Annotated in this window: 15 protein-coding genes; 5 read left to right on the forward strand and 10 right to left on the reverse strand. The window is 40.6% G+C overall.

What is annotated here, in order from left to right:
- Positions 1-22: 22 nt before the first annotated feature.
- The 8 genes from B4F08_RS12415 to B4F08_RS12450 all read right to left on the reverse strand — a co-directional run bounded on the left by B4F08_RS12415 (position 23) and on the right by B4F08_RS12450 (position 8,982).
- Complete coding sequence (locus B4F08_RS12415) at positions 23-904, reverse strand: transporter (protein ID WP_291374526.1); 882 nt, start codon at positions 902-904, stop codon at positions 23-25.
- A 413-nt stretch (positions 905-1,317) separates the two neighbouring features.
- Positions 1,318-3,114, reverse strand: coding sequence for a sigma-54-dependent Fis family transcriptional regulator (locus tag B4F08_RS12420; RefSeq protein ID WP_291374528.1), 1,797 nt, complete (start codon positions 3,112-3,114; stop codon positions 1,318-1,320).
- Between the two features lie 237 nt (positions 3,115-3,351).
- Positions 3,352-4,278, reverse strand: coding sequence for a hypothetical protein (locus B4F08_RS12425; RefSeq protein ID WP_291374530.1), 927 nt, complete (start codon positions 4,276-4,278; stop codon positions 3,352-3,354).
- A 20-nt stretch (positions 4,279-4,298) separates the two neighbouring features.
- The gene (locus B4F08_RS12430; RefSeq protein ID WP_086208677.1) at positions 4,299-5,009 is read right to left on the reverse strand and encodes an LrgB family protein; all 711 of its coding nucleotides are present in this window, start codon (positions 5,007-5,009) and stop codon (positions 4,299-4,301) included.
- Complete coding sequence (locus B4F08_RS12435; RefSeq protein WP_087528196.1) at positions 5,002-5,421, reverse strand: CidA/LrgA family protein; 420 nt, start codon at positions 5,419-5,421, stop codon at positions 5,002-5,004. The genes B4F08_RS12430 and B4F08_RS12435 overlap by 8 nt, the downstream gene beginning before the upstream one ends.
- Positions 5,421-7,073, reverse strand: a complete 1,653-nt coding sequence (locus tag B4F08_RS12440) for a nitrite/sulfite reductase (protein ID WP_291374531.1) — start codon at positions 7,071-7,073, stop codon at positions 5,421-5,423. The genes B4F08_RS12435 and B4F08_RS12440 overlap by 1 nt, the downstream gene beginning before the upstream one ends.
- Positions 7,074-7,141: 68 nt before the next feature.
- Complete coding sequence (locus B4F08_RS12445) at positions 7,142-7,963, reverse strand: hypothetical protein (protein WP_110973792.1); 822 nt, start codon at positions 7,961-7,963, stop codon at positions 7,142-7,144.
- Positions 7,964-8,283: 320 nt separating this feature from the next.
- The gene (locus tag B4F08_RS12450; protein ID WP_139841347.1) at positions 8,284-8,982 is read right to left on the reverse strand and encodes a hypothetical protein; all 699 of its coding nucleotides are present in this window, start codon (positions 8,980-8,982) and stop codon (positions 8,284-8,286) included.
- Between the two features lie 348 nt (positions 8,983-9,330).
- Here B4F08_RS12450 and B4F08_RS12455 point away from each other — a divergent pair, with 348 nt between their 5' ends.
- Together B4F08_RS12455 and B4F08_RS12460 are read left to right on the forward strand one after the other, a co-directional pair.
- The gene (locus B4F08_RS12455) at positions 9,331-10,542 is read left to right on the forward strand and encodes a lactate oxidase (RefSeq protein ID WP_291374532.1); all 1,212 of its coding nucleotides are present in this window, start codon (positions 9,331-9,333) and stop codon (positions 10,540-10,542) included.
- 108 nt (positions 10,543-10,650) lie between these two features.
- A complete protein-coding gene (locus B4F08_RS12460; RefSeq protein ID WP_291374533.1) occupies positions 10,651-11,418 on the forward strand; it encodes an ABC transporter permease in 768 nt (255 codons plus the stop codon).
- A 157-nt stretch (positions 11,419-11,575) separates the two neighbouring features.
- Here B4F08_RS12460 and B4F08_RS12465 read toward each other — a convergent pair whose 3' ends face one another.
- Positions 11,576-12,037, reverse strand: coding sequence for an Lrp/AsnC family transcriptional regulator (locus tag B4F08_RS12465; RefSeq protein WP_291374535.1), 462 nt, complete (start codon positions 12,035-12,037; stop codon positions 11,576-11,578).
- 109 nt (positions 12,038-12,146) lie between these two features.
- Between B4F08_RS12465 and rarD the strand changes: the two genes are divergently transcribed.
- On the forward strand, positions 12,147-13,052 hold the full coding sequence (rarD, locus tag B4F08_RS12470; protein ID WP_151706507.1) for an EamA family transporter RarD: 906 nt from the start codon (positions 12,147-12,149) through the stop codon (positions 13,050-13,052).
- Positions 13,053-13,206: 154 nt separating this feature from the next.
- Here the strand turns inward: rarD and B4F08_RS12475 are convergent, their stop codons facing one another.
- Positions 13,207-14,118, reverse strand: coding sequence for a LysR family transcriptional regulator (locus B4F08_RS12475; protein ID WP_291374536.1), 912 nt, complete (start codon positions 14,116-14,118; stop codon positions 13,207-13,209).
- A 97-nt stretch (positions 14,119-14,215) separates the two neighbouring features.
- Between B4F08_RS12475 and B4F08_RS12480 the strand changes: the two genes are divergently transcribed.
- Together B4F08_RS12480 and B4F08_RS12485 are read left to right on the forward strand one after the other, a co-directional pair.
- The gene (locus B4F08_RS12480; protein WP_291374537.1) at positions 14,216-15,469 is read left to right on the forward strand and encodes an MFS transporter; all 1,254 of its coding nucleotides are present in this window, start codon (positions 14,216-14,218) and stop codon (positions 15,467-15,469) included.
- Between the two features lie 13 nt (positions 15,470-15,482).
- Complete coding sequence (locus B4F08_RS12485; RefSeq protein WP_291374539.1) at positions 15,483-15,818, forward strand: gamma-glutamylcyclotransferase family protein; 336 nt, start codon at positions 15,483-15,485, stop codon at positions 15,816-15,818.
- Positions 15,819-15,852 lie beyond the last annotated feature (34 nt).

Consider the following 15,852-nt stretch of genomic DNA (forward strand, 5'->3'; position numbering starts at 1 on the left):
TTGTCATCGCACATGCTTTGAATTAAAAAATGTAAAAAAGTCGAAAGTTTAGTCCAAACTCTTTCTTCAACCCACTTTCGACCTGCGTGTCTGAAACCAACTGTGCACTCAATTGCGTTTTGGCATTCATCATGTGCTGGAACTCAAATCGAGCCTGTTGCTTTTCCATGTTTTGATTGAGCTGAATGCCATCCAAAGATTGTTCACCGCCATAGTTGACTGCATATCCCAAGGCAAATCGCTGCTTGGCATTTAAGTCATAACGTAAATTGACCTGTGTTTGATAACTGGTGTCTTGAGACAGGGTCTGATTGCCACTGCCTGCTTTATCATTGTCTCCATACCAAATTGCATCTTGATAAAACTCAAAGCCCCATTTGCCATAAAGCGGTTGTACCCAAGCCAACTGCACATCATATTTAAAACGGTTTTCACCCAGATTAACGGCATCATTTTTATCGTATTGTCCAAGCGGTAAATAAATAAATGGAGTTACCGCGAGATAGCGACCCGAAGCCCCTTGTTCAGGTTGATTAATCAACCAAAAAGCAGAGGCTATAATCGGATCTGCAAAACCCGATGCATTATTCAAATCTGCATCACCAATTTGAGTATTTCGCACCGATCCAAAAGGAATAACCACTTGCGGCGTTGCACGTAAACCTGCGATGTCGGTGTAATGAATGAAACGTGCAATACCAATATCTGAGCGAGAATCAGCATGGGTTTTATCACCCTTTTGGTAGTAACCATCCATTTCACTATGTTGATAATAAAAAACCCCAAGATTGGTTCCGCTCGGGAGGGTTGTATAATCCCCAACATTCACATCAATGGCATGACTCTGTGATGCGCACAAAACACCAAGTATGAGTAATCCCGCATTTTTATTCCCAAAATGCATAACATGTTCCCTTTTATCCAAATTATCCTTAATGGCTCATCTCTTTTCTTGAGCTTGTTTTAATGACCTTTAAATGCATTGATCATTTGTCAAAAATCATCAAGCGTCCTGCTTGACCGAGTATGAGTTGTAGAGTTATTGCAGAATGCATGCCATAAATTTAATAAATAAATATCAATAACTTGAGTGTTTGTAAAAATTACTCATGTCCATAAAGTAGACATACCAAAAAAGGACTGTCCAATTACTGGACAGTCCTGCTGTAAATTAAGATTTTAAAAAATCTCTTGAGGTAAATTGGTACTCTGTATACGAAACTTAGACCCAAAGTCCGAAACAGTATTGCGTTTAAATAACAGTAAAAGCTAAAGATATGGGCTAGATAACCTCGAAGCTAAGTTATGTAATAACACCTAACTGCTGATGTATTTATACACCGTTGTTCTTGAAATATTTAAGCGCTTGGCCGTGCGTGCAATATTGCCATTTTCTTCATCTAATACCTGCATGACCATCTGTTTGGTCATCGCATTTAGGTTTGGATTTCCCACTGCTAGCATAGACTGATTCACCGTTTGAACACCATCCGAAGACTCAGGCAAATAAAGCTGTGTCAAAACATCGCCCTCATTAAACGCAGCCGATAACCTTACAATGTGAATAAGCTCACGGATATTCCCCGCCCATGTATAGGTCTGAAACTGCTGCTCGACTTGAGCTGACCATTGCGAGACGCCAAACTGATGTAAAATACGATGGAAAATTGCTTGCTTATCTTGTCGTAAACGTAAAGGTTCCAGATGCACTTGAAAACCACAGATCCGATAATATAAATCGCTACGGAATGTCTGCTGTTCAATTTTCATTTTCAAGTCTTGATGGGTTGCACATAATAACTTAAATGCTGATTTAATCGGCTTTCGCCCCCCAACCCGATAAAACCGTTGGTCTTGCAAGACGCGTAAAATTTTGACTTGCAAATGTAAGGGTAAATCACCAATTTCATCGAGAAACAAAATACCTTGATCCGCCAGTTCAATCAGTCCTTTTTCACCTTGCTTTTTTGCTCCCGTAAATGCCCCGCCTTCATAACCAAACAGCTCCGCTTCTAATAAATGGTCAGGAATCGCGCCACAGTTAATGGAAATAAAAGGTAGGTCAGCATCCAGCTTTTGATGTAACTGCTGTGCGAAGTGGTCTTTACCCGTACCCGTTTCTCCTGTAATCAGCACTGGAATATCTGCTTTTAAAGCCCTTAGGGCCTGATCAAGCACCTGCTGCATAGCGATTTGTTTGGTCTGTCTTTTTTCGGCTCTATGCAAGACATACCACTTTGCATAGAAAAATGCATGATCGTGACTTTGGATAAAAAATGAATCAGTTGTCTCAAGCTGACTCAATGTCTTTGTTAAAAAGAAATCGTAAATACAGCGACCTAATAACAGTTCAATCGAACAGTTGAGTAATTTCAACGCCATTTGATTGGCTTTCACAACTTGCCCATAATTATCCAGCACGATCATGCCTGTATAAGCATTTTCAATTAAGTCTTTTGAATGTTGGAAATAAAGTACACGTTGGTTTGGTTTAAGTTCTGCAAGAATTAGTTTATTTTCTAAAATATAACTTTGATACAGCAAATGTCGAAGCCAATTGCTCGCCAAAAGCCCTTGTGGTGAAGTGATATCTAAAGCGCCTAAAACTGCTCCTGCCCCATTAAAAACAGGCACAGACGCACAAGAATAATTGGCAAATTCATCCAAATAATGCTGATGTCCCGTCATGATCATGGGTTGTTTTGACAAAACACTGCATGTCGGTGCAATTGCTCCAAATATAGAAGGATCAATCACCCGACCTGTCCGTAAAAAGTGATACTGCTCGTCTAAGTCTGGATTATGGCGTTCAGCAATAATTTTAAGCTGTTGATTAATTAAAAAAACACTAACATCCTGCTGTCCAAATAACTGCCAAATATCGTTTAAAACCACTTCAGCTAGCGCAGCAAATCTGACATCCTCACAAGACAGATGATCGACAGGAAAATCATGTAACGAGGTCAGTTTAGAAAAAGGACTTAAACCCGCTTTTTTCGATCTTTCCCATGCTTGTAAAATCGGTGAATCTCGCTCCACAATCTCTGGAAGCACACCAGTCGTGTAAAAATTGTATTTAATATTTTGCCAAGAAAATTCAGATAAACCATCCATGAGCATATCCCAAATTAAACCGTTTCTTTAAATCATACATGTGCTGATTTGAACGTATTTTTATGTACATCTACTACTCATTTTGATGTTTGAGAAGCAAGCCTATTCCGTACCGTAAAATACATTCAATTTAAACACGAATACCGCTATAGTTTTGATCACTTTCAATCAACACTAAACCAATTTACCTGCACCAGAAGTGATGAAAAAAACTTCAGCTACTCCATCACCATAAAGCTATGTATAGGATTTCTCAATACCCATATTTTGAAAATAACTACGATAAACATAAACACAGCCGAGTGAAAAACTCGCCATCAGGCAGGAGGCAATAGGTAAAGGCATCACGCTGTCTTGAGGAAAGACAAAAACCAAAAATGGAAAGGCATATACCGCAGGAATGCGCATATCAAAGAGCTTGAGTAAAAGAAACATCAAGGGCATATATATAAGGGTGAGTATTATCCCATCTTGAATCCAAAACTGCATAAGCACGGCCATTGAAATCGACAGTGTCAACACAGCAATCTGCTTAAGGCACATTTTCAACGAATACATCATCATATTTAATGATTCATACACGACCACTGTAATCGGAGGAATCAGTGCCATCGCTTCAACCTTAAAAATAGCGGCGAGTGCAAAACCGATTAAAGTAATACTGGCATACACACCTATTTTTCGTCGATCAAAATTGCCTTTCCGCTCTATGCCCTGATTCAGTTTAAAGAGCACAACACCCAACATCAGCATAAAACTGGTGACAAAAATCGAAATCAAAAACGATAGTTCATAAGCTTGGGTCACAATCGGCAAGAAACCCGTGGCCAGTGCGGGCGGTAATATATAGTTAAACATCCGCATCACCAGCAACATGGCACATAGAACCAAAACCAGTTTGAATAGATATGAAATCGGCATCAAATTAATACAGAACCCGATTACAGCAGTCAGACTCGGTAAAATAAAAATTTTATCTAGCTGATTCAGCCACTGTTTATCTCGATAAGCCCACAATCCAACGGCCATCGCTGCCATTTCAGGCAGAATGATTTCACGATCATTCAGTCCATAAGCCGCTACCACCATGAGCAAAATAAAGAGAAAAGCCATAACATAACTTTGGGAGCTTAACGTTGTCTTTGCCTGTGACATCGGATTCATCTACGGTTCCTTATTTTGATTTAAAACGCTATAGCACCAAGGATGTATCTCGTCAGTACGATCACGCTAGGAGCAAAAAGCACCATGATTATTCCTGAAATAATCATGGAAAGGCTGGCAATGACGCCTTCTAATTCATGACGCTGTCTTGCCCGAGCAATACCCATAGCATGTGCAGCATTACCCAGTGCAGTACCCGAAGCAATTCTGTTCTTGCACCGCATCCATAACAACAGAACATCTCCCAACAACATACCTACCAAACCTGTAATCACAGTAAAGAGTGGAATCAGGCTGATGGATCCCCCCACTTTTTCGGTGAGCACCAAAGCAAAAGGAATCGAAATGGAACGCGCCAACAAGCTATTTTTAACGATGTCATCAAAGTCCAATAGACTCGCCAAAAACCAACTGCTGAAAATACCCACCAACATGGCGAAGCTGGAGCTGAACAGCAACACTTTAAAATGTTGCTGAACCATACGGCGATAACGAAAAACAGGAATAGCAAAAGCCACCGTAATTGGACCAAGCATCGCCACCAAGTACTGGGTATAGTGGTAATAGTCTTGGAACTGGTGCTGAAATATTAGAATCAGTACGATGCTCAAGATGGGCACAACAATAATCGGGGACAAATAGATTTTTTGGGTTCGAACAAAGAGCCTCTTTGCCATGACATAGCACAGCACGGTCCAAGCCAAGTAAAAAACACCCCAAAACTCAGTCATCTTGATTTTCCTGCATTGTCTGTTCTGGTTTTGAGTCGTCTTGCTTTAAGCACATAGCGACGGTATATACCGAAACCAACATGACCAAAGCGGTACTGATCAAAATCACCAGTAGAATTTTCCAACCACTAGCGATCAATAAATCCTGATACTGAATCACACCGACCACAGGCGGAATGAAAAATAGCAACAGTTCAGCCAGTAATAAATCTGCACCGCGTTCAATGTGGGCTAATTTCAACCACTTCATTTCGAGTAAGAACAACAGTAGAAAGAAGCCCAATACACCCGACGCAACAGGCAGATTCAACAGCTTTTGCAAGACATAAGCACCGCTCCAAACGGCCAAAATAGCCATGATTTGGTAGCTCGCGGTTTTTAGCGTCTTCAACTGAGTTTGGACGTCCAACATCATCCGATGTCCGCATAAGCCCGTTGTTTAAATGGCTGAATGGAGACACGTTTATAAGTTTCCAAAAAGGATTCTTGCTCCAAACGCAAATCCAAATAAGTATTTAAAATTTCTTCGAGCACATCTGGAATAGCTTCTGCGGGAAATGAAGGGCCTAAAATATCACCAATGGATGCATCATGATCTGAGTTACCCCCTAAGCTAATTTGGTAATATTCAGCGCCTTTTTTATCGACACCCAAAATACCAATATTGCCAACATGATGATGCCCACATGCATTCATACAGCCTGAAATATTCAGATCGACCTTACCCAAATGATATAAAGCATCCAAATCATCAAAACGGCGAGCAATCGCTTCATACACTGGAATAGATTTGGCATTTGCCAATGAGCAAAAGTCGCCACCCGGACAGCAAATCATGTCGGTCAGGAAGCCAATATGTGCACGAGCCAAATTGCCACGATCCAAGACTTGCCACAGTTCAAACAGATCCTTTTGGCGTACGTCAGTTAAAGCAATATTTTGCTCATGCGTGGTTCGCAGCTCACCAAAAGTATATTGGTCAGCCAAATCTGCAATTATGCGCATTTCATCGGAAGTCATATCCCCCGGCGCCACACCTGCCCGTTTCAAGCTGATCGTAACAATGCGGTAGCCCGCGACTTTATGTGCATGGGTATTGATATTGAACCAGTGTTTAAACTTCGGATACTGCTGGAACAAAGCCTCAAAATCGTATTGTTCTAAAGCTTCATAGGTAAATGGCTGAAACACCGCATCCATTTTCGCCAAGACACTGGGCTGAACCTTGAGTAGTGTTTGAGTATGTGCAAACTCGGCTTCAACTTTTTCAGCAAAACCTGCTGGGGTCAGGGCTTTCACTAAAATTTTAATACGTGCTTTGTATTTATTATCACGGCGGCCATGCAGGTTATAGACACGCATGATGGCATCTAAATAAGCAATTAAATCTTCACGGGCTAAAAATGGCTTAATCACATGTCCCGCTAAAGGTGTACGCCCAAGCCCACCACCGACTTTAATTTGATAGCCCAACTCCCCTGCTTCATTTTCCACCACATAGACGCCCACATCATGAAAGGTCGTAGCAGCACGGTCTTGCTCAGGGTGTGCACAAACCGCAATTTTAAATTTACGCGGAAGGAATGAAAACTCAGGATGGAAAGTACTCCACTGGCGAATCAATTCGCAGGTCGGGCGCGGATCTGTGAGCTCCCCTTCAACGACACCTGCATATTGGTCTGTGGTGGTGTTTCGAATACAGTTGCCACTGGTCTGAATAGAATGCATGTGTACCGTAGCAAGTTCCTGCAAAATATCAGGCACATCTTCAAGCTGCGGCCAATTCAGTTGAATATTTTGACGCGTTGAAATATGTGCATAGCCACGATCATACTTCTGTGCAACCTCGGCCACCTTCCGCAGTTGTGCGGAGTTCATTAAGCCATAAGGCACTGCCAAACGTAGCATGGGGGCATAACGCTGAACATATAAACCATTTTGTAAACGTAATGGGCGGTATTCTTCTTCGGTCAGTTTCCCCGCTAAATAACGCTGGGTTTGGTCGCGGAATTGCGCGACACGTTCATTTAATAAATTTTGATCAAAGTCTGTATATAAAAACATCTGAGTGACCTATGTCTATGCATAAAGATGAAAAGGAGCAGTGTTCGAGGGCGTATCAAAACTATCAATTAGGCTAAAAAAGTTGCCTGATTGCGTGACACACCATGTTGTAAACAGGTCTGCATATACTCGGCATAGACCGACAATTTTTCATAGATATGCTCGGCATAAAACATATCTTCGATCAATTGAGTCGCTTGCTGTAGGCTATAACTGCCGTAACTCAACAATAATTCTGCATTCAGCGTGGCAAATTTTTCACATAAAGCAACATACTGTTCATCTTTGTTTTTAAAGAACAATTTACGCATATTCCAGTCACGACTGTCGATAATGCTATCTTGCGGATGGATACGAATATAGTAAATTTTTACTTTAAAAAACTGCTCAAGTTCCGCTATTTTTTGCGTATTGAGTGCCAGTGCAGTCACCAAGAAAATCTGTGAAACATCGGTTCGACAGAGTGCTTTGATCAATGAACTATAGAAAAAATCGACATCGTCTAAACTGGTATCACTTAAATCTAAATAAAGATTCAGTGCCTCAAGCACATCATCTATTTTTAAGTTTTGTCTTTGCTCAGCTTGATAGTAACGGTTGAGGATATTAAGAACAGATGGTGTGGCTGGGCTGTTATAAATCACAGGGTGATTTAGATTCGCCAAGATAAAAGGTGCAAATAAAAACGCTGCGCTAGCTTGTTCTGCTTGAATAGCGGACTGCACAATATACTGAACTTTTGAACTTGCAAAATCACGTAAAACTTTGGCACGTAGCAATGTTGCTTCTAAGTTTAGATATTGCTGAGCCAGCACATGCTGTAGTTTTTCTGAAAATCCCTGTCCTTCAATCAGTTCAGACATTGTATTCAGTTGCTGTGTTACAAACATTAGGCCACCATCAAGATTGTGATTCTTTCTTGAAACAAATTTTCATCCGATTTGATGGAAGTAAGTAGCTACAGTAAGGCGGTAAAAAACTATAACAGAATTTTATTGATGTCTTTTTCTGGTTTTATTCTTCAGTTTCCAAACGCACCATAAAAACAATTCAGTTTAGAATCCCTCTGATGATGCGGTTTAATTTTAACGACTCTTTTATCTAAATATAGTCTACTACAGTGTGTGCACATCCAAATCAAGGCGCTTGGTCGTATGGATCCAAAATTTAGCAGTTATACACTGTTACAGTGTCTTGCTCTTGCAGATGATTAAGGCTTGAGTAGCCATTCAACAGAACGATCAAATAGCTTTAAACCATCATTAGACAACAGAGTAAATGTATCATTATGCAGGAAAAACATGAGTCTTTTGGCTGGCGCTAAAGATTCATAATCCATGGTTGCGCCTTTTTCATAGCCCCAAATAGCAACTTTTTCAGGTTCACCATAAACGGTTGCAATAATCGTTGCGCCTAAACCAGGTTTCCCCCAATTCATGCTTTCTTGTTTGCTATATACATTTGCTGTACCTGCGGGGAGTTGAGCGGATAACTCATGTGGTGCATTGACCAGCCATAAATAGCGTGTTTTTTCTACCTCACCAAAATCCGTTCCTGTTCTCTTCCCAGTCATTGCAAGGTCATCAACATAATCACTTTCCCATGTCATCAAGGGTATAGACAGATACCGCCAACCAGATTTTAAATTTTTTGAACCTACAGTTGAGGATAAAATCACTAAATCTGTATTTTTAATTTGTTTAGGATCTTGGCTCTGATCAAGAATCTGTACTTGATAACCCTCTGCTTGTAAGTGCGACTGAATTGCTAAATCGGTTTTATAAGAAGGTCCATTCACTTGAGAAATGAGTGTGATATGCGGTGCATTGGGCTTTGCTTGCGTACACAGGGATATCAGCAAACATACTGCACCAATAACTGATGCACACATAAAACGTACTTTTTGCATTTTAGAACCTAAAAAATAGAAAAGAATGATCTAGAAAGACACATCAAATTAAATAGCCCTACAACGTTGATAGCAGACAATTGATTTCATGTTAGATCACGTCGCAATTTGCGATTTAGAAGATAGCATATATTTTTGAAATTAAGCTGCTATGGGGTAAATGAGCTGACACGACCCGATTACTATACCCATATGTAAAGTACATTTAAGCTGTATTCGTCATATAGATGAGACACTTCTTCCTATCCTACTTATTGTTTTGAACGCCTAAAAAATAAAAAATAACGTCATCTCCCAACACATTCTAGTCCAATCATCTATATGTTTGAATCAGGAAGGAACATCGAAATGAAGTCAAAGCACCATAAAATTGTCTTATCCATCAGTACATTGGCAATCTCGATTGCCACCAGCTTCAGCAATGCAGCAGAGACCAGCTATAAAGCCAGCAGCGTGAACCAGCCCATTAAAATCGTCAATATTGCGTCTTTAGAAGCGCAAGCTAAAGCGCAAATGCAATCAGGTGCTTTTGGGTATATCCGTGGTGGTGCAGAAGATGAAAATAACTTACGAAGTAACACTTCTGCTTTTGACAAAAAATATATCATGCCACGTATTATGCAAGGCATTGAATTAAAAGATATTAACCTGAATACCAAGTTCTTGGGCATTGACTTAAAAACCCCGATTATTCAAGCCCCTATGGCTGCTCAGGGTTTAGCCAATGTCGATGGTGAGCTTTCAACTGCCAAAGGTATGGCAAAAGCAGGTTCTATTTTTTCACTCAGCACCTATGGCAATAAAACCATTGAAGAAGTGGCTCAAGTTTCAGGAAAAAACCCTTTCTTCTTTCAGCTTTACATGAGTAAAAATGACAAATTTAATGAATTTACCTTGAAGCGTGCCAAAGAGCATGGCGCTAAAGCCATCATTTTAACAGTGGACTCACCTGTCGGTGGCTACCGTGAGGATGACATTAAAAACAACTTCCAGTTTCCCTTGGGCTTTGCAAATTTAGAACTATTTGCTCAACAAAATAAAGATGGCTCGAAGACAGGTAAAGGGGCTGGCATTAGCGAAATTTACGCCCAAGCCAAACAAGCCTTCACCCCGTCAGATATTCAATATGTAAAAAAATTGACCGGTCTGCCTGTGATTATCAAAGGGATTCAATCGCCTGAGGATGCTGACATGGCCATTCGTGCGGGTGCCGATGCCATTTGGGTATCTAACCACGGCGGTCGTCAGTTAGATAGTGGCCCATCCTCTTTTGATGTTTTGCCGGGGATTGCCAAAGTCGTCAATAAGCGTGTGCCGATTGTTTTTGACAGTGGTGTCCGTCGTGGTTCACACGTATTTAAAGCCTTAGCCAGCGGTGCTGATGTCGTTGCCATTGGTCGCCCAATTCTCTACGGCTTACAACTAGGTGGTGCTGAAGGCGTCAACTCAGTGATGGAACAGTTCAATAAAGAACTCCGCATTAACATGATGCTCGGTGGTGCCAAAGACATTGAAGCAGTGAAAAAAACCAAGCTCTATACAGACAAAGATTTTGAATAAACACTGACGGTTTTATACCCAAGTGTTGGCAACCCTGCTGACTGCTTGGGTAAATGCTTATGTGATCAGTCTTGAAATAGACTATTTCACTCAATTTCGAGTCAAACAATGAATGGACATCAACGCCTAGTAGCTGTGCATGCCTTAGCAACTCAAGAAATTCGTCGATTTCTGCGAATATGGCCGCAAAGCTTATTCGCTCCTGCACTGACGCTGACTTTATATTTATTCATTTTTCATAATTTGGGCATACCACTCGCCAATAGCGCAGATCAAGCTAACTCTCTGCACTTTATTGTGCCGGGGTTAATCCTGATGGGGGTCATCACCAATAGTTATGACAATGTCAGCCTTAGCTTCTTTAGTGCTAAATTTAGGAAAACCTTAGAAGAACTACTGACCAGCCCCATGTCTAATCATCTGATTGTGCATGGTTATTTGATGGGTAGTTTAGTGCGGGCTTTTATGGTTGCAATGATAAGTAGTCTCATGGCATGGGCGCTTACAGATCTAAGCCTAATGCATCCCATAGTCCTATTTACGATCCTTTTCATTACCGCAGTATTCTTTTCACTATGTGGCTTAATCAGTACCTTTCTGATTGATGACTTTGACCAACTGGCAGTCATTCCCAATTTTATCCTCTTGCCTTTACTTTTCTCATCGGGGATTTTTTATGATATTGATGCGCTGTCTCCCCATTGGCAGATGATTCATGCGTTCAATCCAATAACGTATCTGGTTGATTGCATTCGTTATAGCTTCATTGCAGGTTTCAACCCCAATATTCCTTTAATTATGTCGGCTTATGGGGTCATTATCATGGCTTTATATCGGCTCGCCGATTCTTTATTGACTAAAATGCGGGATGTATAATGTCTTATTACTCCATTTTTATTTTTACGATAGTAAATCGATAACATTATCAAATAAATACATTCACTATAGCCTGCTAAAGCCAGTTTAAAATTTGAAATTCGTTGCATCTAAACGGTCAGGTACAACCATGATACTTACTATACCAAAACAAAATTTATAGCTGAAAAGGCACGTCTAATGTCGCTTTGATACGCTCTAACACAACAGTAGTTTTAAACCACTGTACATTCGCATTTTGATGAAAAAGCTGATCACATAAGACTTGAAATCGACTCATACTCGGCACCAAAAGTACTAACATAAAGTCTGCCTCACCTGTTACGTAATAACACTGCTGTACTTCTGGAATTGAAAAACTCGCTTTCAACTCTTCAAGGTCAGTCACGTGGGTTTGGTTAACACGAACCTCGACAAAAATCGTAACCACCTGCCCCAGTTTGTCTGGATCCAGTACTGCGTTATTACCAATAATATAACCACTGTCTCTTAATTTTTGAATGCGACGCTGTACTGAGGCGGTTGATAAATGCACCAAGTCTGCCAATTCTCGTAGTGGCGTGAGGCAATCTTTTTGCAGATGCTGCAATAAAGCGAAATCAAATTTATCTAATTGCATCAAGCGCATTCCACGAGAAAATTTCTCATTTAAGCTAAACAATATAAGCCAATTTATCAATAAGACTGCAATAAAATATCACTTATTCATGCGTTTTAAGACCCGTTTTATGCCTCAGCATCCCAATACAACACTTGGCATTAGTTTAAATGTCACGGCCTCAGTGCTATTTGCATTAATGTTTGCCTATACTTCACTATTGGGCTCTTTGTCAGGCACAGAAATTTACGGCTGGCGCATTGTATTGAGCATTCCCTGTTTGACACTTTTTATATGGCTAAAAGGCAATTGGTCTCAGGTGATTGTGATTTATCGTCGTTTCTACCAAGAGCGCTTTTTCGTTTTAACACGCGTGTTATCTTCGTTTTTAATTGGGATTCAGTTGTGGCTGTTTATGTGGGCACCCAGTCATGGCTATGGACTGGATGTTTCACTCGGTTATTTTATGATGCCAATTAGCATGGTGATTGTGGGTCGGATTGCGTTTAAAGAACGAATGTCTCGTTTTCAACAACTGTCCTGTGTTTTTGCAGTACTGGGGATATTGAATCTCTTAGCCATTTCTCAAACCCTGACTTGGCCCACTCTGCTGATTTGCTTGGGTTATCCGATCTATTTTTGGCTCAGACAAAAAACGGAGACAAATAATATAGGCGGACTTTGGTTTGACATGATGCTGAGTGTTCCTGTCTGTCTATACTTTATTATGCACGGTTCTATCGTCACAGAAAGCCTATCTGCAAGTTCACATACACTGTGGCTTATTTCAGGACTTGGATTAATCAGTGCACTGGCTTTGGCATTTCAGTCCTTGTCTGCCCCGCATTTAAACTTAAGTCTGTTTGGACTGTTGGTTTATGTCGAACCCGTATTGTTAGTGGCCGTTTCAATCGCCTTAGGTGAAAGTATTACTTTGGCAGAATGGCCAACCTATATCGCCATTTGGCTCGCAGTATGTGTGCTTATGTTAGAAGGGTTACAGCAGTTAAAACGAAACCGAAAGTTAATGGCCTAAATCATTTATTCCATTGTTGTCCTAAACAGCTTTAATTTAGCTGTTTAGAGGACAATGGGACTACAACTAAATTGAACTGATCACCCTGATATAACATACTTTTAACTCGATGGATTATGTACTGACAACTCAGACTCAAGCGAGATACATGAAATCAAAGTGAAGCATTTAAAAGGTGATGTTGTCTCACAATACTATTCAATAAGCTGGAAAAGTTGATTGCAGGTTGGCTATGCAGATCTGCTTTAAACGCAATACCGAGTCCAATGGTTGCGGTTTTATTTTTTAGATATTTATATTTAATCCCTTCAATTTTGAGCTGTTGGGTGGACTCAGGCACCAAAGAAATCCCCAAGTTTGCCGCAACCAACGATAAAATTGAAACAATCTGAGGCGCTTGCTGTCCAACTTTTGGGGTAAAACCATGCTGTTGGCAAGTATTTAGAATCGCAGCATACAGCCCAGCACTCACCTCAGGAGGAGAAACAATAAAATTTTCATGTGCAAATTCTGCAAAATCCACCATCTCTTCATCTGCGGGATAATGTAAAGGCAAAGCAGCAATCAACTTTTCATCAATCAAGTTACGAATCGTAATAGCTTTCGGGTACTGGGCAGGTGGCCGAACAATCGCAATATCTAATTCATTATTCAGTAAACTTTCAATTAAAATCAAAGAATTGGCTTCTTTTAACACCAAATTCACCTGAGGATATCTCTGCTGGAATGCTTGGATGGCAGTCGGAATTAAAGAATTTAAAATTGAGGTGCCTGTAAAGCCGAGCCTTAGTTCTCCCCATTCACCATTTGCCGTACTTTGGGTTAATTTCACTGCATTTTTCAGTTGATTCTGAACGGGCAAGACCATTTTAAGAAAAGTTTCCCCTGCTGGTGTCAGTGCAACACCATGAGAGTAGCGATAAAAAAGTTCAACGCCGATTTCATTTTCCAACTTTTTAATTTGCATACTCAACGGTGGCTGACTTATGCCAAGACGCAAGGCTGCTTTAGAGAAACTTTGCTCTTCCGCGATAGCAATGAAGTACTGAATATTGCGCAGTTCCATATATTAAAGCTATACCATTATTGAGTTATATATATTATACATATACATCTGCACTTCTTAAAATAAAAGCTCTTCTCCATATTAAGTCAGTTAAGTCATGAAACTGAGCTCTTCGATAGAAGCAGACTGGTCTACCTTTCAGCACACCATTCCGCAAACGATCAACAAAGGTACACGTGAATATAAAAAAGCGGGTATGGCATTGTTTCTATTAGGCTTTGCTAGCTTTTCACTAATCTATTGCGTACAGCCCTTGCTACCGAATTTAAGTCAAAGTTTCCATATTGCGCCCAGTGCAAGTGCGCTTGCATTGTCTTTAACCACTGGCTTTTTAGCCATGTCGATCGTGCTATCCAGTGCTTTTTCACAAACATTGGGTAGAAAAGGGCTGATGTTTTTCTCGATGCTTTTGGCTTCAATACTTAATGTCGTGTGCGCAGTTTCACCGAGTTGGCATGTACTCATGCTTTCAAGAAGCTTAGAAGGTTTTGTTTTGGGTGGAGTTCCTGCTGTTGCTATGGCTTGGATTGCAGAAGAAATTAGCCCGAAAGATTTAGCTAAAACCATGGGGCTATATATTGCAGGCACAGCATTTGGTGGCATGATGGGACGTGTTGGCATGGGTATTTTGACCGAATTTTTCTCATGGCGTATTTCTATGGCGATTCTCGGTGGCATCTGTCTGTTCTGTGCATTAGGTTTTTTGAAACTCTTACCTAATTCGCGAAATTTCACTGCCCAGCAAGGTCTCTCTTTTAAGTTCCATCTACATGCATGGTATGCACACTTAAGTCATACACGGCTGTTAAAAATTTATGTCATCGGTTTTTTGCTCACCAGTATCTTTGTCACTTTGTTTAATTATGTGACCTTTAGACTGTTTGCAGCACCCTATCATTTAAGCCAAACTCAGATCAGCCTCATCTTTTTATCTTATAGTTTGGGTATTATTTCCTCTTCTATCGCAGGCAATATCGCAGACCGAGTAGGCAAAAAGCAGGTGATGATTTTGGGCTTTTCATGCATGCTTTTAGGCGTGCTACTCACCCTTTCTGCATCTTTATTTCTGATTATTCTTGGTATTGGCTGTGTGACCACTGGCTTTTTCATTGCCCATGCCATTGCCAGCAGTCGCGTAGGCGAACTCGCAACATCCAATAAAGGCCACGCCACCTCATTGTATCTGCTTTTTTATTATTTAGGTTCAAGCATTATAGGCGCCTATGGCGGAAATATTTGGCAAAGCTATGGCTGGAATGGCATCGTTATCTTAAATATTTTTCTCATCCTAATTGCACTCATCGTTATTTTTTCAATAAAACCACTCCATTCATCCACCCCAACACCTTAGGAATTTCGACCTCATGCAACAACACTTATTTGTCTACGGTACCTTAGCTCCCAATAAACCCAATGCCCATATTTTAGAAGCGATTGGCGGTACATGGCACAAAGGATCTGTGAAGGGATGGCTTAAAGAAGCTGGTTGGGGTGCAGAACTTGGCTTTCCTGGCCTGACACTGAGTCCAGATGGGCAAACTATTGATGGATATATTTTTAGTTCAGAACAATTAGATAGCCTGTGGAACAGCTTGGATGAGTTCGAAGGCAGTGAATATCAGCGTGTTTTAACTGAGGTCATTTTAGAGAATGGACAAATACAACAGGCCTATGTCTATGCACTAAATCAGCACGTATAAGTCGTATTTTTATGTAGCGAAGTCTCAAAAATTA

The organism is Acinetobacter sp. UBA6720, assembly GCF_002454215.1.
Classification (GTDB): domain Bacteria; phylum Pseudomonadota; class Gammaproteobacteria; order Pseudomonadales; family Moraxellaceae; genus Acinetobacter.